This is a genomic window from Paenibacillus sp. Mc5Re-14, assembly GCF_001049835.1.
Taxonomy (GTDB): Bacteria; Bacillota; Bacilli; order Paenibacillales; family Paenibacillaceae; genus Paenibacillus; species Paenibacillus polymyxa_C.
Genome location: NZ_CVPD01000001.1, coordinates 4,980,832 through 4,999,529, shown reverse-complemented (window position 1 = coordinate 4,999,529; position 18,698 = coordinate 4,980,832). Strand labels below are relative to the sequence as shown.

Sequence of the window (18,698 nt, the reverse complement as noted above, 5' to 3'; positions counted from 1 at the left end):
CGTATAATACAAAATGTAAAGCTGAAGCTGGAAACACTCTCTATTTTTCAATCACATTTCCCTGACTGTCACGCACAGTAACCGCTATTCCCTCAGGTACCGCAATGGTAACGTCCAGCTGATGATGTGTTTGCATAAAACGTGTGGGAACCTGGCTGAGAAGTACATATAGTGTATCTCCAATATGCTTGGTCTGATACAGCTCGGTTCCTTTGAAATCATTCTCATTGCCTGTATATACATAACTCCCGAACACATGCACCTCCGGTGAGGTGGTTGCGTCAATTTTGACCGCATAAGGATCTTCACCCTGCACAATCACCTTAGTTACTCCGGCAGGCAGTTTTTCATGCCAGTCTGGAAGAATCCTTGTTTCCTGAACCGAACTCATTATTTCTCTAACTTGCGGAGTGATCCCCAGGGAACTGACCAATGCAAATCCGATACAACAAAAAACCAATACCGCCGTAATAAACATACTGAACAGGTCATAGCGAATGCGCTCACGTGTCCCTTTCCAAGCAGTATACATTAAAATTTCCAATCCCAGCAAAACAAATACGACAGGCCACCAGGTTAGCGCCTGATCCAGTATGCCTGCTCCCCAAAACTTGGAAGCAAACGTTACACCGCCCAGCAGCACCAAGAACAGCCCCATGGATAGCCTTCCGACTTTCCACACCCCTGTTGGCGCGTTGGAGTTCTTAGAGGGACCATTCTTATGGGATGAAGTGCCCAATAAGCCTATCGCCCCATTCACATCGTTCTGAGAGTGATGGGCTCCCTTGAAGGAAGCCTCACTCTTTGAAAATTCAGTATCCATTTTATCGTTTCTCCTTTGCTCGCTTAGATTTGGAATTACCGATCATCATCCAAACACCGCCGCCAATTAATAGGAAGGAGACAATAATGGTTCGTAAATACATGTCAACTATATTGTAAATTTGTCCATCCGGGAACAGACGGTCCAGTGTGGGAACAAGTACGTTAATCAGGATGTAGTATGCACCTAGCAGAAGCAGTCCCAAGCCTACCCAACGGTGATATTGAGCAAACATACCGATCACAGGCTTGTCGATCAGCTGCTCCTGTCCATAACGGCTTACCTGCTGCAATGCATCAAAAAAGCTGTAAAACCACACCACCGGGATTAGGAACAAAAAGAGTGAAAGATGCAGCACATCCAGTATATAGATAAATCCTAAAAACAGTAGCATGAGCTGGAGTCCACGTTTTTGCAAACCAATATACATATGCCCAGCACCGGGAAATACCGATAAAATGGTAGCCAACATTTTACTACGACGTCCCTCAACTCTTCCATACTCCAGTTCCTCAAACAAAGTCCGGTCCTGAAGAATGTCTCCGGCTTGTTTACGATGTACATGCTGCACCGCATCAAACATACAATACAACCAAATAATCGGCAACACGCCCGCAAACGCCAAAAATCCGGATTCGTTCGTTATGCTCGTAATAAAGATAAGGATCGCGCCAAAGCCAAAGAAGGATAGCAGAAAAGACAAGCCACGCTGCATCAGCCCCAAATGAAGGTGCCCCAATCCAGGAATGAATGACAGCAAAATCGTAAAAAATCGTTCATTGTCCGATCCTTTTTGAAAAGCAGGTGATCCTGCCATACCATAATGTCCTTGTTGATAATGGTTATACCCCGGCGCATATCCCATACCTGCCCCCGGGGCATTCGTGCCTGTGTCTGTTGCCCCCTCTGGTACCTCTCCTGTTAAATCAGCCTGTCCATAAGGTCCACTTTGCGAGTAAAAGCCATATGGATTGGGTCCTGCATGAGGGGGATAAGGAGCAGCGACTGCGCGAGGATCGTAACGTAATAAGCTAATCACGATATGCAGCATGCTGAGTCCCCATAAAAGAGCAGCAATAAAAATACTCACCAAAAAAGGCGTTCCGTCACTTGCTACCACTGAAAAAAATATTCCCCCTGCCAGACATCCGAAAAACAAAATGGTATATACAAACGCATTGGCTTTTCTGGTCCAGTAATAGTGTCCTACACCCGGAATAATGTTCAATAGAAATGCCAAGAGCTTGCTTCGTTCCGTATAAGGCATTGCTACACTTCCTTTCTATTTACGGGATCTTGATACAAATTCCCAACAGATGGTTGACTTTAAACTTGTTCATCTTACCCTTAACTTAATTTAGGGCTTTAATTTATCGAGCCAGGTTGTCGTAGCTTGCATGACTTCTTCACTGTAAGAGACGCGTTCTTTTGGAGGAATCGGCTTATCGCCTGTTTGCGGCATCATTTTGTCAAAGGCTCCACTGGACAGCAAGATCAACGTCAGACTTGCGGCAACAACATAGTGAAACACAGGTTTTTCAAACCAGCGGCGTTTTTTGAACAAAACTTGATTTGGTTCCATTTCTATCTCGGGAAGAACAGCCATTACCTGATCTGTGAAGCGCTCCGTGTCCATCCAGGCAGAGTAATCTTTCAAGGTTGGCTCTAATTGCTCCAGTGCGACAAGATATAGCATAAGCGCCTGTTCATCTTCCAATAAGAGCCTTTCCAGTCGGGTAGATTCCTCTATCGAACAAGCTCCTGTAATGTATGCATGCCAGTCATTCGTTTGCCCTTCTATCCACGGTCTATCCTGTTGGTCAGTCATTGCCATTCCTCCTCCTTCCAGTGATTTCGAATCCATATTCGTGCCCGATAGAGTCTCGACTCTACCGTTTTTAAAGCTACCTGCGTCTCTTCTGCAATTTGGTCGTAGGTTTTACCCTGCATATAGTAAGCTTGAATAATATCCCGATGCTGCTGGGGTAACTGGGCGATTTTTTGTAATAGTTCTACCGTTTGCTCTTCACGAATGAGACGGGCCAGTACATCCTCATCCGGGGAAGGGAGCTGCACAAGGGATTGCGCCACGTCTATAAGCTCTGCGGGCCGCCTGTCTTGTTTACGTTTGATATCCAACGCTTTATGAAGCGCAATTCGGCTCAGCCACGTTTTAAACCCTTCGTTCCGGTACTGGGGGAGAGACTTGTACACCTGAACGAACGCCTCCTGCGCGGCATCCTCCGCTTCCTTGCTGTCATGCAGTACCGAATAGGCCACATGAAATACATGCTTGCTGTACAGCTCTACGATCTCACGGAACGCCTGCCGATCACCAGACCGGATTCGTTCAATGATTCTCTCTATATCAATGACGCTCTCCCCCTTCCCAATACTATAGACGCCAGGAATTTTTCTCCCCCTGCATATTTCGAAAAAAAAATTTAAAAAGGACACACCCTCCAAATCGGAAAGGTGTGTCCTCTATCATTAAAGTCTACTTAATCACTTTAATTTTCTGCCCTTCATCTGCACAGGCGAAACTCCCCGGTTGTCCATGTATCGCCCTTTCAATGTGAAAGCCATAGTGCATCAATTTACTACCTAAAAGGCTCAGTCTGCTACTTTAATTGCGACCGCCACCACGGAATCGCTGGGCATATTCTTTCGCATCCTGTGCATTACGGACCCGGTTTCGGCTCCATTCTAGCAAAATACGATCTATATACCGGAAGTGTACCTTCCCAGCAAACACCGCTTCCTTCAAAGCCAGTAAAATCAGTTCCTCCGGATACCGATCCTGATCCACCCAACTGCTGATCGTCTCGTATTCCATCGGTGATAAGGGTCGTCCGAATTCTTTCTCAAAAATCGTAAATAAATTTCGTTCTTCTGTAATTGGGGATTCTGATAATCCATTCAGTAAATCGGGCTTCCCGGCAAACAAAATGTCATCTTCATCGCGCTGCTCCGAACGCTCGGCGATCATACATTCAGCCAGCTTGCGATACAGACCCGCCAAGTTATAACGTTCAAATTGGACGGATGAGCTGCGGTCTTCCACGGAATCTATTCGCAAAAACCCTTCTTTCATGAGCTTACTGAAATAAAGCGCGATTTCGTTTGCAGTGCATCCGATACGAGCCTGCAATTGCTCCCATGTCGGAAATTCATTACGTTCCGCTTGTTTAAATGCAAGTAACTGCATCAGTAGCAGCATTTCACCATCCGTCAGCCGAAGCGTCCGATAATGCTTGAGCAGAGCGTAGGGAATTTGAACCATTCCGGTTTCCATAGCATAGGCTACTCCCTCCGCCCATTCTGCCGCTGATGTCTTGTCGAATGATCCTGTCATTGATTATGGATACAAACGATACAGCATGCGTGGGAACGGAATCGTTTCACGTACATGATCGAGTCCACAAATCCATGCTACTGTACGCTCCAGTCCCAATCCAAAGCCAGAATGCGGAACGGAACCATATGTGCGAAGATCCATATACCATTGATAGGCTTCACGTGCCAGGTTATGCTCGTTAAAACGCTCTTCCATCAATGCTGGATCATCAATCCGTTGGGAACCCCCGATAATTTCGCCATAACCTTCAGGAGCGATCATATCAGCACACAGAACAACCTCTGGGCGGGATGGGTCAGGTTTCATATAGAATGCTTTAATGTGAGTCGGCCAATGCGTAATGAACACAGGCTTGTTATATCTTTCGGCAATAGCTGTTTCATGAGGAGCACCAAAGTCTTCCCCCCACGGGATATCGAATCCTTCACCTTGAAGGAAGGCAATCGCCTCATCGTACGTAATCCGTGGGAACTCGCCTTGAATTTGCTCCAGCTTCGAAACATCGCGTCCGATGGCTTCAAGCTCCTTCGCACAATTTTTCAGAACAGACTGCACGATATGGCTTACAAACTGCTCCTGAACGCGCAAGGATTCTTCATGATCCACAAAAGCCATCTCAGGCTCGATCATCCAGAACTCAATCAGGTGACGACGTGTTTTGGACTTTTCCGCACGGAAGGTTGGACCAAAGGAATATACTTTACCCAGCGCCATTGCCGCAGCTTCCATGTACAACTGCCCGCTTTGTGTCAAATAGGCATCTTCGTCAAAATATTTGATATGGAACAACTCTGTTGTGCCTTCTGCAGAAGAAGGAGTCAAAATAGGCGGGTCTACCTTCGTAAAACCGTTGCCGTTGAAAAATTCCTGTACAGCACGGATAATTTCCGCCCGTATGATCAGAACTGCACGTTGCTTGGCGGAACGCAACCACAAATGGCGATGATCCATCAGGAAATCTACACCGTGCTCTTTAGGGGTAATCGGGTAGTTTTCGGTCAAATGAATGATTTCAATACCTGTAACCGTTAATTCATAGCCCGATTGACTGCGCGGCTCCTCTCGCACGACTCCAGTTACATATAGGGAGCTTTCTTGAGTCAAGGATTTGGCATCATTCCAAATATCCTCAGACACTTCGCTTTTTACGATAACCCCTTGAATATAACCGCTACCATCACGTAGCTGCAGGAACTGAATTTTACCGCTAGACCGCTTATTGTTTACCCAAGCGCCGATTGTAACCGTTTCCCCTACATGGCGGCCCACTTGGGCAATCGTACTTTTATTTGTCATGACCGTCTCTCTCCTTAAACCGAAAATCAAACAGCCCTTCCCCTTGGGTCAGGCTGTTTGCTCTCGCTGTTTGGTGCATGTGGTACTTAAACCATAGTTCCACATGTATAAAGTTTACACTTAGGGACCGAACTACTGAACCAGACGGAACGTGTCACGGGCAATTACCAGTTCTTCGTTTGTTGGAATGATCAGTACTTCTACCTTTGAATTTGCAGTTGTAATCCGGCGAATCTCGCCAGAACGAATAGCATTCAATGATTCATCCAGCTCGATACCGAGGAATGTCAGTTGTTCCAACACTCTCTTACGCAGAACGATGGAGTTCTCGCCTACGCCTGCCGTAAATACAATTACGTCTACCCCGTTCATTGCGGCAGCATACGAACCAATATACTTGCGCAGACGGTATTCATACATTTCAAATGCCAATGTAGAATTAGCTTCGCCTTTTTCCATACCTTCAGTGATTTCACGCATATCACTGCTGATACCAGAAATAGCTAGAAGTCCACTATGCTTGTTCAGCATCGAATTGACCTCATTGACAGTCAATTCTTCTTTGTTCATGACATAAGGTACGATTGCTGGATCCAAATCACCACTACGAGTACCCATCATCAGTCCTTCCAGTGGAGTCATACCCATGGAAGTATCTACAGACAAACCGCCTTGAACTGCTGTTACACTACCACCATTACCGATATGGCAAGTGATAATCTTCAGGTCTTCCAAAGGACGGCCGACAAATTTGGCAGCTTCCTTACTTACAAAGTCATGGGAAGTGCCGTGTGCACCGTAACGACGTACCTTGTACTTATTGTACAACACTCTCGGTATGGCGTACATATAAGCTTTTTCTGGCATGGTTTGATGGAACGAAGTATCAAATACCACAACTTGTGGGACTTCTGGCATATTCAATTCAGCCGCTTTAATCCCCATCATGGATGCTGGGTTATGCAGTGGAGCCAGGTCGAACAAGCGACGGATTTCACTCTTCGCTTCAGGAGTTACGAGCGCTGACTGTTTGAAGATTTCGCCTCCATGAACCACACGATGGCCCACAGCCTGAATTTCGCTAATGCTGGAGATAACACCATGCTCTGCATCTGTGAGTGCATTCAGCACTTTACGGATGGCAGTAGTATGCTCCAAAATTTCGCTAACTTCAGTGTATTCTTCCTTATTGGTTGGTTTATGCGTCAGAATTGAAGAGTCCATACCGATACGCTCTACCAATCCTTTTGCCAAAACGGACTCGTCCGTCATATCATACAATTGGTATTTCAGGGAAGAACTCCCTGCGTTGATTACGAGAATTTTCATATCCGGTCACCATCCTTGTCATACTTAAAGAAGCCTTCGCCCGATTTTACGCCCAGATTACCTGCACGCACCATTTTCTTCAGGACGATGGACGGACGGTATTTCAGTTCGCCAAATTCACGGAACATCCGCTCCAAAGCAGCCAAAACGGAATCCAGACCAAAGCGGTCAGCCATTTCCAAAGGACCGTTTTGGAAGTTGTAGCCGATGCGCATAGCATCGTCAATATCTTCCGCAGAAGCTACGCCCTCTTGAAGTACATGAGCTGCTTCGTTAATTAGCAGACAGATAATCCGGCTAGTTACAAAGCCAGGAGATTCATAGATCATGACTCCTTTTTTCTCCACGATTTCTTCTACGAACATTTTCGTGTTTTCAAAGGTATCGTCTGAAGTTTTCAAACCACGAATAATTTCTACCAGATCAATACGGGATACTGGATAAATAAAGTGCATACCAATAACACGCTCTGGATACTTGGTCGAGCTGGCAAGCTCGGTCAGGCTCAGCGTGGATGTATTACTTGCAAGAATAATGTTGCTTGGACACACATGATCCAGCTCTTGGAAAACAACTTTCTTCTCGTCCAGATTCTCTGTAATGGTTTCAATGACCATATCACAGCTAGCGAGCTCCGCCAAATGGGATACTTTTTCAATGCGAGATAAAATCAGTTTTTTCTCTGCTTGGGTGATTGCCCACTTTTCCAGTTGCTTGTCTAGACTTGTTTCAATCATATTATAAGCGTAGTCTAGTTTCTCTGGTGTCTGCTCTACTAGCAGCACATCGATTCCTTTGGACGCGAGCATTTCAGAAATACCTTGTCCCATGGTGCCGCCGCCAATGACGCCGATTTTTTTAAATTGCATGGTTCTTAACTCCACCCTTTCCTGGTCACTCTCATATATTGTATCCTTCTTTGTCGAAAAATACATGTTTATGTCCCAATAGATAATAATATCTTAGCACGGACTAAAAGTAAAAAAAAATAACCAGCATAAAAAATTATGCTGGTAATAAAGCATTTTCACTAAATTGACATCTAAATTGATCCCCGGACAGAGTTTCTTCCTTCATTAGAATGTCAAGAGAATTGTCGAACACAGGACGATGCTTTTCCAGCAACTCCAAAGTCCGATTATGCAGGTCATTCATAATTTCGCCATTTTCCCGCATAAGTTCCTCTTTTGTAACCATTTCCATGTTAATAATCCCAAGAGAAGTCAAACCTGAAGTCATCATCGTATGAACAATGTTCAGCGCCTGCTCAAAATCATTACTTGAGCCCGTACTTCGACCGCCATAGTACATTTCTTCCGCAGTAGCCCCTGCGAGCGAGATCATAATCTGCTCCTCCAGGTACTGCTTGGTATATAAATAATGTTCTTGCTGTGGATTGTGACGCACGTAACCGAGCGCTTTCCCACGCGGGCTGAGCGCTACTTGACTTACGCTACCGGGACGGACGATTTCAGCCATAATAGCATGTCCCAGCTCGTGAATCGCTACACGTTTTTTCTCTTCCAATGTTGATTCTCGGTCTGTTTTTTCACCCATCATCACCTTGTCAATCGCCATGGATAGATGACTCTGCGCAATCATTTGACGATCCTGTCTCATTGCATAGATGGCCGCTTCATTCATGACGCTCTCCAACTGTGCACCGGAAAAACCGTAAGACTCCTCAGCGATTTTGTCCAAATTAGCATCTTCCTGAATCGGTTTGTTTTTGGCATGAATTTTAAGGATATGAAGACGGCCCTTCTTATCAGGCAAGTCTACTTGAATATGGCGGTCAAAGCGTCCTGGACGCGTTAAGGCGCTGTCCAGCATTTCTTTACGGTTTGTTGCCGCAATAAGTAATATCCGCGGTGTATCTGCCGAATAAATGCCATCCATTTCTGTCAGCAACTGATTCAAAGTCTGATCATATTCTCGTTGCTGTCCACCCTCACGCTTACCACCAATAACATCAATCTCGTCAATAAAAATAATTGCATTTTCTTTCTTTTCCTTGGCTGCACGAGTGCGAGCCTCCCGAAACAACTCACGGACACGACCTGCACCGACACCCACGTACATTTCAACAAATTCACTGCCTGAAGCTGCAACAAACACAGAATTGGTGTAGTGTGCAGCTGCTTTCGCCATCAGCGTTTTTCCTGTTCCCGGAGGGCCTGTAAGCAAAACGCCTTTCAATGGACGAATACCAAATTTGGAAATTTCATCATGCCGATTCAAAAAATCCAAGGCTTCACGCAATTCCTGTTTAGCGCTTTCTTGTCCACCAATTTCCTCAAAAGTCAGCTTGTCCGGACCATTTTTTTTACGTTTGCGCTCTTGCCCGGCACCTACGGCCAAGCCGCCACGAGCATGCATGAGCATTAACAAGCCGCTGAGCATCACGCCCGCAACCAAAAGAGGGATAATATTCACCCCAATAAAAACGAGAAATATAATAGTCACCGGCACAATACCGATTAATATTTCCTTGATCCATCTAGGCATTAGGCCATACCCCCATTTGCTGAGATTGACGTGGCAAAACGATAAACTTAGTCGCATTGCCTTCGCTGAGTCGGATATAGACATTGTTTGAATCCATATCGGTATCAGCCTTGATACCTGCTTTTTTCTTTTTCATCTGCTCAACTGTAGATGAAATTTGAGTATACTTTTTATTTTCCATCGCTTCGGCTACAGGAAACATAGCCTCAGACCACCATTGATTCAGTGCTGAATTGGAACGATCTGCGATATCCAGCTTAATGGTACGGCTGCCAATGATGGATTGCCCTTTTTGCTTAACCACATCAACCAATCCGGCCACATCCGCCTGCGGTTTGAGATCTAGTTTCAATACGACCTGATCCTGTTTAATATCTATTTGAGCGCTTGTCACGCCTGGATATTGAGATACCAGTTTTTCCAGAGGACTTTGCATTGTAACCTGACGGTAAATGAACCATCCCCCAAACATCAACAAGGCTGCCACAACGGCCGCCACAACAATAGGAACTGCACGCAATTTCAAACAACATCCTCCTCTCAAAATGTAAAACCCAGAAGAAACGGGACGAATGTCAACAAACAACCAAATTGCATGATCTTATAAAGATCAGCAACTCATTTTTCTATCATTTTTGTCTATCACTTATAAAATATAGTATATCATAACGTGAATCTAATATCGAAGGCAATGTGTGGAGGAGTTGTGATTTTCGTAGTAGCAAAAAAAGACGTAAATACGATTTAAATCGCATTTACGTCTTTTCAACTTCAATCAGTTATTCTTTTAACAATACATTGCTTTCACCATCATCACTACTCCCATAACACGCTAGTAATTAGGCAAAGTATACTTTATCCCCGTCGATGCTCCATCTGAGAAACGGTAAAAGGTATAGTTGTGATGGCTTTCATCATCGTAAAACAGTTGCCATACATATTCGCCATTGAACACACTCGGTTGGAGCCTTACAATTTTTGCATTTGGAAGTTGCTGCTGAATTATCGCTGTCATTTTTTGCTCGTCGACTCCGTTTTTCATCAGCTCGGTATGAACACCGCTTGGATCTGCGACAGGTACGTTAGGTTGTCCTTCCATTTTTTGAAAAGGAACCCACACCATTATATTTTCATTCTGTGCGTTTTTCCCTTGAACCACCCAATAAATCTGATCCCACACAGACTTCCAAGTCTGAGTCGTGCTAACCAGACCACCTGATTGCTTGGCCTTAATGATAGCGGCATTTTTCTCAGCCACCTGGTCTTGAGTAACGTAGGAATAATACCAGAAAATGCTGACCAGGATCAGTATTACGGCCAAAATGGCGACCGCTATCCATTTCTTCTTATTTTTCAAACCTGTGCTTCCTCTCTAAGGGGATGTGACACCTGAATTAGCGCGACAGCAGCCCTTCAAAGGCGGCTTGTGCCTCATGTTTGATACGTTCCTCGTCCATCGTCAGGCATTCGCCGTTTTTCACAACCTGACGACCGTCTACCCACACATGAGCCACGTCTTTGGCACTTGCAGAGTATACGGCATGGGAAATAAGATCTGTACGCGGCAAGAAATGGGCCTGATTCAGATCTAGCGCGATAAAGTCAGCCTTGTTGCCTGCTGCCAGCGCTCCTACTTCTTTTAAACCAATCGACTTTGCACCATACTCTGTTGCCAGACGCAGTGCTTCATTTGCAGGAACTGCTGTTGGGTCGCCAGATACTCCCTTGTGAATGAGTGCCGCCAGACGCATTTCCTCGAACATATCCAGGTTATTATTGCTAGCAGGACCGTCTGTTCCAAGAGAAACAGTAACTCCTGCACGCAACAATTCAGGCACTCTAGCTACACCACTTGCCAGCTTCAAGTTGCTGCCTGGATTATGTGAAACCGCCACACCTCGTTCCGCTAATAAAGCTATCTCTTCGTCGTTCAAGTGTACGCCGTGGGCAACAAGTGAAGGGCGGGAGAAAAAGCCAAGCTTATCTAAGTGTGCAACTGGACGCAAACCGTAGTCGCGTACGTTTTGCTCAACTTCGGCGATCGTCTCGGACATGTGCGTATGCAATGGTAAATCGAGATCATGTGCTGCTTGAACAAATTTCTCAATAAACGCTGGCGGGCATGTGTATGGGGCATGCGGAGACATCATCGTTGTGATACGTCCATCTGCTTTTCCATGCCAGTTACGCGCAAAAGTCACGGCCTCAGCCAGCTTGATCCGCTGTTCTTCTTCTGAACAGAGTCCAATGGCTCCACGCATCAAACTTGCACGGATGCCCGACTCTTCAGCTACACGTGCCACCTCATCCATATGATCGTACATATCCAGGAAAGTTGTGGTTCCACCTTTCAGCATTTCCAGCACTGACAAGGATGTTCCCCAATACACATCCGTAGATGTAAACTTGGCTTCCATAGGCCACATTTTTTCCTGAAGCCACACTTGAAGTGCCAAGTCATCTCCATACCCTCGCAGCAGAGACATCGCCGCATGACCATGAGTATTAATCAGACCAGGCAAAAACAATAACCCGTTACCGTCGATTGCTTCTGTCTCTTCCTCACCCGCAGGCAGAGTCTCGCCAATGTAAGTAATACGGCTATCCTCCACAATCATAAAACCATGGATTACCCCAGCTTCAGTTCCATTCACGGCAAAAGAACCGTTTTTAATCATCCATTTATTCACTGTCATATTGTGCTTCTTCCTTTCCGTCCTCCAGATAATAAGCGAGGCTAAGCAAGTCAGTTGTAAAGTCTGTGGCATGTATCCGAATGTTAGCCGGTGCCTTGAGAATGATAGGTGCAAAGTTTAAAATCGCTCCAATTCCACTCTCAATGAGCCTATCAGCTACGTGTTGTGCCTCAAAATCAGGTACAGTAATAATCCCGATTCGAATATTTTTTTCTTTTACAGTCGTTTCCAATTCATCCATCGGCTGAACGACTAAGGTATTGATTCTGGTCCCAACCTTATCCGGGAACGCATCAAATACCGCCACAATCTTCATATTGTCTTTTAAATAAGCGTTATAGTTTGATAGGGCTTGACCCAGATTACCCGCTCCGACCAATACTACATTAATTTGCTGGTCGATTTTCAGGATATGGCGTATTTTCTCAATTAGATAAGAAACATCGTAACCGATACCCTTCCGACCAAAATCGCCAAAATAGGCAAGATCTTTACGAATTTGGGCCGGATTCAAATCTAACCTCTGTCCCAGCTCTTGAGAAGAGACCGTAGCCACCTCCCGTTTGTGCAGTGCATTCAGATAACGTAAATATACGGGTAATCTCCGTACGACAGCCTCTGAAATTTTATCTGATTTCATACTTGCTCCCCCTAATTGTAACGGACTTTAGGTGTCCGTCCGTTGTGCCTCTGTCTCCGGGGCGGATTGGAGCCATTCGGCGATGCGGGGCACCATTTGCTCCGATGGCATATGCTCCATTTTTGGTCCCGGTAACGAGTACAAAAAGTGCTTTCCATAATAGGATTCGATCACACGCGTATCGTAAACGATAACGACTCCGTGGTCGCTCGCTGTACGTACCAATCGCCCAAATCCCTGTTTGAAGCGAATAACTGCTTGTGGTACAGACAGCTTCATAAATGGATTCTTCTTCTGCTGCTGGAGCAGCTCGCTTTTTGCCTCCAGTAACGGGTGATTGGGCGGTTGAAACGGCAAGCGAACGATGGCCAGACAAGTCAAAGCCTTCCCTGGAATATCGACGCCTTCCCAGAAGCTGCTGGTTCCCAGCAATACAGAAGCCTTGGCTTCCTGAAAACGACGGGTTAGCTTGCTCCGACTCCCACTGTCTACACCTTGTCCTAACACGGTAATATCGCTGGATGCTAACGCCTCTTTAAGTGGCTCATACACTTGCCGGAGCATCCGATAGGAAGTAAACAGAACAAGCATTCTCCCCCGCGTCGCCTGGGCAGTCGCTCCTAGAGAGCTAACGAGCATCTCTACAAAATGTGCATCCCCTACACTGCCCTTCACACTCGGAAAGTCTCGCGGAATGACCAGCAACACCTGATCCCTGTAATTAAAAGGTGATGGGAGCTGTGACGTCATTAATCGTCCTTGATCCGCGGCCTCCTGCAAGCCGAGTTGATCGGTCATGTACTGAAACGACTTATCTACCGATAAAGTAGCAGATGTCAGAATAATACTTCTTTTTTTGTCAAAAAACATTTCTTTCAACTGGCGGCTCACATCGACGGGCACTGCATAAAATTGCAATGATTTACTACGGAATTGCCCACTCGCTTCGAGCCAATATACGGTTGTTTCATCATCGAGTCGTATAAAGAAGCGCAAATTTTCCCTAATCCCCGCCAAATCCTTAAGCAGACCCGTGATATCTGTAATGAGACTATCCGCCGCATAATCGTCGTGTTCTTCCTTGACATCCAGCATCAGCTTGTCGCCCTTGCGCAAAATTTCACTCAACGTTACATAAAGCTGATTTTCCAACGCCGCCGCTTGATCCCACTTTGCAGGCTTGGCCGACGGTTTGAGACGCGAAGAAAATTGCCCCGTTTCACCCGGTGTGGCATCAGTTCGTTCTGGCAACATACCAAACAACTTATCGCTTAGCAGGTCCCAAGTTTCCTTAACCTCTAACACGAGTGGGTACAGCTGATCAATGATCGAGGCCCATTCCGTCGACTTCTCATGCCCCGACTTTGCCAACTGCTGACGTAATGAAGGCAATTGTCCGTTCTTACTGTCCTTGAACAATCGAGTCAGCGTATGCACGAGTGTGAAATATTTCATATGCATGCCCAGGTGCTTACCGGCTACTTCCTCTAGATGATGTGCTTCATCAATGACCAGATGTTCATAGCTGGGCAATAGCTGGTGACTTGCTTTGACGTCGGTGAACAGCTTGGAGTGATTCGTTATAACCACATCCGCTGTTCCTGCTTCATGACGTGCACGATGATAGTAGCACTTGCGGAACCATGGGCAAGAACGGCCGAGACAGGACTCGGAATCACTAGCTACTGTTTCCCAAAAATCCCCTCCACGGTTGCTCAGGTTCAGTTCCTCATCATCACCGGTTTCTGTCAGAGTCAGCCAGACAATCATTTGAGCCGCTGTAATCAAGTCTTCCTTTGGTGTCGCGAAGTCTCTTCTGTTTATTTTATGTTCAAACTTACGCAGACACAAATAATGCCCCCGACCCTTAAAAATGGCAGCCCGGAACGGGAACGGAATCACTTTTGTCAGCATCGGAATATCACGCTCTCGCAATTGCTCCTGCAGATTAATGGTATGCGTGCTTACTGTGACCCTCTGCCCATATTTTACACTGTGATACAGTGACGGAAGCAAATAGCCTAGGGACTTCCCTGTTCCTGTACCCGCCTCGATCAACAAATGCTTATCTTGACTCAGGGCTTGATTTACACCCTCAATCATTTGTGTTTGCGCCTCGCGCTCCTCATATTGGCTCAAGGATGAACGCAAATTGTCCCGCACATCATCCATATACTCCTCAAAGGAAACGCCTGAGAGTGGATTCGGATCATCTTCTCTACGTGGAGTAGCCAGTTCGGTCCAATCTTCAACTTTAAGCGCAAGCTGACGAAAAAACTGATGTTTCTCCAAATCCTGAATAGGGTCTAGCTCTTTCTCTTCTCGTATGCCGTCAAGAAACCAACCCAGGTCACTGTCTTCCTCTGCGAACAAATCGCTGAGCCGCTGTATCGTTATCAGAGGTAATGCCTGAAGCTCACCCAGACACTTTAAAAACACCTCAGCCGTAGCCAACGCGTCGCTGTCTGCTTGATGAGGGCGGTCATGCGCCAGCCCAAACTCTGAGGAAACAAAACCCAACTGATAAGAAGATAACGATGGAAACATAATTTTCAGAAAATCCATCGTATCCAAAATTCTACCGCTAAAGGGTAAGTATCCACACCGGTCCAAAGCGCTTTGTAAAAAATTGAAATCAAACGCCACGTTATGACCGACCAGCACGACATCGTCCAGCATAGGCACGAGCTCCATCATCATTTCTTCGAGTGCAGGTGCATCCTTGACGTCATCATCTGTAATTCCGGTCAATCCGGTGATAAAAGGTGGAATAGATCTGCCAGGGTTTACATAAGAGCCGTAAACACGGGAAATGCTGTTATCATGATCTATAATTGCAAGTCCGACTTGAATGATGTCATCCGCGGACTGGGTGCCTGTCGTTTCAAAATCCAATACCGCAAATTTCATTCGAGCTTAATCCTTTCTTATGACACATACAAAAATAATAACTCTGTATAATAGCATAGCAGAAGATTGTCTGTTTGGAAATTAAGACAGCCAAAAAAGACGATGCACACACCGCCTAAGGAGGTGAGCATGCATCGTCTTACTCGGTGTCTGATAACTACATCCAAGTCAACAAGGAACTGTCGTATCGAAGCTTTTCGGCACCGGACAAACAGGCTTGCATATTGTGCAGTGGCTCGGGCAGCGTTGGATCGAACTGATGCGCGAGAGCAAAATATTTTTGCGCCTCTTTTACGTCTGCCTGCTTTGCCATCAAACAGCCTAGCGCATTATAGATGACCGCTTTTAGCCCTGACTGTTCAGTCAGGTGTAGCACCTTTTGAAACTGGCTTATAGCCTCTGCTGGATCATCCAGTTGAAAATGCGCCATTCCCATATAGATGCGACTCTGCCAGCTGTCCGGAAAATGCTCCAGCACCTGCTCAAATTGCTGGATTGCCTCCGGGTACATAAGTAATCGATAATACCCCTGTCCCCGGTTAAATGCCGGTAGCTCCTTTTCAGGCAGCTCAGCGTCAGACATGTCGGCCTCTGCGGAAAAGCCGGCTGCACGCAGGCAAACCATTTTTTCCTCAAAGGCCAACCACTCATCCATAATTCCGTCACTCATTCTCCGCAGCAGACTCCAGTGCTGTAGCAGCTCCTGTCTGCGGGGGCCCTGGGCTGATGGGTAATGCTTCACGATATCATCTAACATGCTGTTCATTTCTGCGAATACATGCTGGAACATGTGCATCCCGCCCTTACGAAAGATGGATTAATACACTCACATTTTTCGCTTAAAAGACGGGTTTCATCCGCATTCCCATTCATTACATGATCGTTGCGTGTACTTCCTTGCTCATCGTTTGGGCTGGTTTATTATGTTCATCCACAAATACCACAGTTGGTTTGTATGTTTTGGCCTCTTCATTTGACATGGAAGCATAGGAAATAATAATGACTGTATCACCGGGCTGGACCAGACGGGCTGCCGCACCGTTGAGACAAATCACGCCGCTCCCACGCGGTCCGGGGATCACATAGGTTTCCAGTCGAGCTCCATTGTTATTGTTTACAATTTGAACCTTTTCATTCTCCAGCAGATCTGATGTCTCCATTAAATCTTCATCTATGGTAATACTGCCCACATAGTTCAGGTTGGCTTCAGTAACCGTCGCGCGGTGAATTTTAGATTTCATCATGGTTCTAAACATGGGAAAGTACCTCCACTTTCTGTATTCTTATATTATCAATCAGTCGGGTATTCCCAAATTTTACGGCTAGCGCAACAATGACATCTTCTTGCACATCACATAGGCGCTGCTCAGGGCGAAGAGGCTCCAGGCCAGGAAATGTTAATATTTCAATGTAGTCAATATCTGCCAAAGGGGATGAGGCGATGGTCGACTCCACCATTTGATGTAACTGCTCAATCGTAATGGTGTTCTGTACAATATCTTCGCTCACTTCTTGCACCTTGCGCAGTGACTGGGACAGCACCAACGCCTGCTCACGCTGTTCCGCACTTAAATATACATTGCGGGAGCTAAGAGCCAAACCATCGGCCTCTCTGACGATAGGACAAGGTATGAGGGTCACATTCATATTGAGATCGGCCACCATTTGTTGAAGCACAGCAACCTGCTGCGCATCCTTCATTCCAAAGAAAGCCAAATCAGGACCTACCATGTTAAACAGCTTAGCTACCACTGTAGTTACACCATCAAAATGGCCAGGACGGGAAGCGCCGCACAAGCGGTCTGTCAGAGCGGATACGTGAATTTTAGTTTGAGTTGGCTGCGGATACATTTCTGCTACAGTCGGCATAAATACAATATCCACGCCTTCACGTCGCGCTACTTCCAGATCACGAGCTTCATCGCGAGGATAGCTGTCTAGATCTTCGGTAGGTCCAAATTGAATCGGATTTACGAAAATGCTAAGCACCACCGTATCTGCCATATCACGCGCCTTTTGCATCAAGCTTGCGTGCCCTTCGTGCAGGTATCCCATGGTTGGTACAAAGCCGACTTTATGTTGCAGTAAAGAGGCAGAATCGTGTAAAGTTTTTGCTCCATTGGCTCCAAGTTGGCGACGTTCGGCAATAACCTTGCGTAGTTGAGCCACTTCTCTTACGATGATCATGACTGAGATTCCACCTTTTCCTTAGCTTGTTCCTGCGCTTGTCCTTTTGCCTGTCCGTACAAGGACTCCAGGGACTCCACAACACGGTCATCCGCGCTGAACACATGCTCTGCGGCCGGGAATGCCCGCCCTTTTACATCGCTCACATACTGCTCAATGCTGCTGCGGATCATGCCGCCTACATCTGCATAAGTTTTTACAAATCGTTTACTGAAATATGGCGATGCATATTGAATCAGATCGTGGTAAACGAGTACTTGACCGTCACAGCCACGTCCTGCACCGATTCCAATGGTTGGAATAGAAAGTTCTTTAGAGATCGCCGTTGCCACTTCCTCAGTCACCAATTCCAAGACAATACCAAAGGCACCCGCCTGCTCTAATGCCTTGGCATCTGCCATCAACCGGCGTGCGTCTGCTTCGTCCTTACCTTGAATGCGATAGCCGCCAATTTGATTAACCGATTGTGGAGTAAGCCCGATATGGCCCAGTACAGGCACACCTGCCTGAACAGTCGCTTTTACGACATCGGCAATCTCAGCTCCGCCCTCCAATTTAACAGCATGCGCATGTCCTTCCTGCATCAGACGGCGGATGCCTTGAAGACTTTCGGATATGCTGCTGTGATATGTCATAAAAGGCATGTCCGCTACGATAAATGTATGCTCAGCGCCTCTTGCGACTGTCCGGGAATGGTACACCATATCATCCAAGGTCACAGGGATGGTTGAATCGTAACCAAGAACTACGTTACCCAGCGAGTCACCCACGAGAATGATATCAATTCCCGCCTCCTCGGCTATTTTAGCCGATGGATAATCATAGGCGGTCAGCATACTGAGCAGAATGCCCTCTTGCTTCATTTTTTTCATTTTTACAATATTCAGTGCTTGTTTTCCTGCCATTGTGAATGGCTCCCTTCCATCTTTTTTTGGCACAAAAAATAACCTT

Annotated in this window: 18 protein-coding genes; all 18 read right to left on the bottom strand. The window is 46.1% G+C overall.

The window, feature by feature from the left end:
• Positions 1–40 precede the first annotated feature (40 nt).
• Positions 41–823: a hypothetical protein gene (locus BN1546_RS22780; protein WP_090738881.1), complete on the bottom strand. Its 783-nt coding sequence runs from the start codon at positions 821–823 to the stop codon at positions 41–43.
• Position 824: 1 nt separating this feature from the next.
• Entirely contained in the window at positions 825–2,090 is a 1,266-nt protein-coding gene (locus BN1546_RS22775; RefSeq protein WP_090738880.1) for a multi-tm2 domain protein, read from the bottom strand.
• Positions 2,091–2,180: 90 nt separating this feature from the next.
• Positions 2,181–2,651, bottom strand: coding sequence for a hypothetical protein (locus BN1546_RS22770; protein ID WP_090738879.1), 471 nt, complete (start codon positions 2,649–2,651; stop codon positions 2,181–2,183).
• Entirely contained in the window at positions 2,648–3,280 is a 633-nt protein-coding gene (locus BN1546_RS22765) for an RNA polymerase sigma factor (RefSeq protein ID WP_090738878.1), read from the bottom strand. Before BN1546_RS22765 ends, BN1546_RS22770 begins: the two co-directional genes overlap by 4 nt.
• A gap of 169 nt (positions 3,281–3,449) precedes the next feature.
• Complete coding sequence (locus tag BN1546_RS22760; RefSeq protein WP_013371628.1) at positions 3,450–4,178, bottom strand: DnaD domain-containing protein; 729 nt, start codon at positions 4,176–4,178, stop codon at positions 3,450–3,452.
• Positions 4,179–4,181: 3 nt separating this feature from the next.
• Positions 4,182–5,477, bottom strand: a complete 1,296-nt coding sequence (gene asnS, locus BN1546_RS22755; RefSeq protein WP_090738877.1) for an asparagine--tRNA ligase — start codon at positions 5,475–5,477, stop codon at positions 4,182–4,184.
• A 132-nt stretch (positions 5,478–5,609) separates the two neighbouring features.
• Positions 5,610–6,806, bottom strand: a complete 1,197-nt coding sequence (locus BN1546_RS22750) for an acetate/propionate family kinase (RefSeq protein WP_013371630.1) — start codon at positions 6,804–6,806, stop codon at positions 5,610–5,612.
• Positions 6,803–7,675 (bottom strand): 3-hydroxyacyl-CoA dehydrogenase family protein, encoded by an 873-nt coding sequence (locus BN1546_RS22745; protein WP_013371631.1) that lies wholly within the window; start codon positions 7,673–7,675, stop codon positions 6,803–6,805. The genes BN1546_RS22750 and BN1546_RS22745 overlap by 4 nt, the downstream gene beginning before the upstream one ends.
• A 136-nt stretch (positions 7,676–7,811) precedes the next feature.
• Positions 7,812–9,314, bottom strand: coding sequence for an AAA family ATPase (locus BN1546_RS22740; protein ID WP_013371632.1), 1,503 nt, complete (start codon positions 9,312–9,314; stop codon positions 7,812–7,814).
• On the bottom strand, positions 9,307–9,840 hold the full coding sequence (locus tag BN1546_RS22735; RefSeq protein WP_058711567.1) for a hypothetical protein: 534 nt from the start codon (positions 9,838–9,840) through the stop codon (positions 9,307–9,309). The genes BN1546_RS22740 and BN1546_RS22735 overlap by 8 nt, the downstream gene beginning before the upstream one ends.
• 306 nt (positions 9,841–10,146) lie before the next feature.
• A complete protein-coding gene (locus tag BN1546_RS22730) occupies positions 10,147–10,671 on the bottom strand; it encodes a cell wall elongation regulator TseB-like domain-containing protein (protein WP_058711568.1) in 525 nt (174 codons plus the stop codon).
• Positions 10,672–10,708: 37 nt separating this feature from the next.
• Positions 10,709–12,010 carry an amidohydrolase gene (locus BN1546_RS22725; RefSeq protein WP_058829717.1) on the bottom strand — a complete coding sequence of 434 codons (1,302 nt, stop codon included), beginning with the start codon at positions 12,008–12,010 and terminating at the stop codon, positions 10,709–10,711.
• Positions 11,997–12,650, bottom strand: a complete 654-nt coding sequence (locus BN1546_RS22720) for a redox-sensing transcriptional repressor Rex (RefSeq protein WP_013371638.1) — start codon at positions 12,648–12,650, stop codon at positions 11,997–11,999. The genes BN1546_RS22725 and BN1546_RS22720 overlap by 14 nt, the downstream gene beginning before the upstream one ends.
• 27 nt (positions 12,651–12,677) lie before the next feature.
• Positions 12,678–15,560: an ATP-dependent DNA helicase DinG gene (gene dinG, locus BN1546_RS22715; RefSeq protein ID WP_090738876.1), complete on the bottom strand. Its 2,883-nt coding sequence runs from the start codon at positions 15,558–15,560 to the stop codon at positions 12,678–12,680.
• Between the two features lie 157 nt (positions 15,561–15,717).
• On the bottom strand, positions 15,718–16,350 hold the full coding sequence (locus BN1546_RS22710) for a tetratricopeptide repeat protein (protein WP_013371640.1): 633 nt from the start codon (positions 16,348–16,350) through the stop codon (positions 15,718–15,720).
• 82 nt (positions 16,351–16,432) lie between these two features.
• Positions 16,433–16,816, bottom strand: coding sequence for an aspartate 1-decarboxylase (gene panD / locus BN1546_RS22705; protein WP_025678543.1), 384 nt, complete (start codon positions 16,814–16,816; stop codon positions 16,433–16,435).
• Positions 16,809–17,747 carry a pantoate--beta-alanine ligase gene (gene panC / locus BN1546_RS22700; RefSeq protein ID WP_090738875.1) on the bottom strand — a complete coding sequence of 313 codons (939 nt, stop codon included), beginning with the start codon at positions 17,745–17,747 and terminating at the stop codon, positions 16,809–16,811. The genes panD and panC overlap by 8 nt, the downstream gene beginning before the upstream one ends.
• On the bottom strand, positions 17,744–18,652 hold the full coding sequence (gene panB / locus BN1546_RS22695) for a 3-methyl-2-oxobutanoate hydroxymethyltransferase (RefSeq protein ID WP_090738874.1): 909 nt from the start codon (positions 18,650–18,652) through the stop codon (positions 17,744–17,746). Before panB ends, panC begins: the two co-directional genes overlap by 4 nt.
• Positions 18,653–18,698 lie beyond the last annotated feature (46 nt).

What these genes read in the sequence shown, in the direction of transcription:
- BN1546_RS22780 (WP_090738881.1), bottom strand. Translation starts at nt 823, where the DNA reads ATGGATACTGAATTTTCAAAGAGTGAGGCTTCCTTCAAGGGAGCCCAT.
- BN1546_RS22745 (WP_013371631.1), bottom strand. Translation starts at nt 7,675, where the DNA reads ATGCAATTTAAAAAAATCGGCGTCATTGGCGGCGGCACCATGGGACAA.
- BN1546_RS22750 (WP_013371630.1), bottom strand. Translation starts at nt 6,806, where the DNA reads ATGAAAATTCTCGTAATCAACGCAGGGAGTTCTTCCCTGAAATACCAA.
- BN1546_RS22710 (WP_013371640.1), bottom strand. Translation starts at nt 16,350, where the DNA reads ATGTTCCAGCATGTATTCGCAGAAATGAACAGCATGTTAGATGATATC.
- panC (WP_090738875.1), bottom strand. Translation starts at nt 17,747, where the DNA reads ATGATCATCGTAAGAGAAGTGGCTCAACTACGCAAGGTTATTGCCGAA.
- BN1546_RS22740 (WP_013371632.1), bottom strand. Translation starts at nt 9,314, where the DNA reads ATGCCTAGATGGATCAAGGAAATATTAATCGGTATTGTGCCGGTGACT.
- panD (WP_025678543.1), bottom strand. Translation starts at nt 16,816, where the DNA reads ATGTTTAGAACCATGATGAAATCTAAAATTCACCGCGCGACGGTTACT.
- panB (WP_090738874.1), bottom strand. Translation starts at nt 18,652, where the DNA reads ATGGCAGGAAAACAAGCACTGAATATTGTAAAAATGAAAAAAATGAAG.
- dinG (WP_090738876.1), bottom strand. Translation starts at nt 15,560, where the DNA reads ATGAAATTTGCGGTATTGGATTTTGAAACGACAGGCACCCAGTCCGCG.
- BN1546_RS22770 (WP_090738879.1), bottom strand. Translation starts at nt 2,651, where the DNA reads ATGACTGACCAACAGGATAGACCGTGGATAGAAGGGCAAACGAATGAC.
- BN1546_RS22775 (WP_090738880.1), bottom strand. Translation starts at nt 2,090, where the DNA reads ATGCCTTATACGGAACGAAGCAAGCTCTTGGCATTTCTATTGAACATT.
- BN1546_RS22720 (WP_013371638.1), bottom strand. Translation starts at nt 12,650, where the DNA reads ATGAAATCAGATAAAATTTCAGAGGCTGTCGTACGGAGATTACCCGTA.
- BN1546_RS22760 (WP_013371628.1), bottom strand. Translation starts at nt 4,178, where the DNA reads ATGACAGGATCATTCGACAAGACATCAGCGGCAGAATGGGCGGAGGGA.
- asnS (WP_090738877.1), bottom strand. Translation starts at nt 5,477, where the DNA reads ATGACAAATAAAAGTACGATTGCCCAAGTGGGCCGCCATGTAGGGGAA.
- BN1546_RS22725 (WP_058829717.1), bottom strand. Translation starts at nt 12,010, where the DNA reads ATGACAGTGAATAAATGGATGATTAAAAACGGTTCTTTTGCCGTGAAT.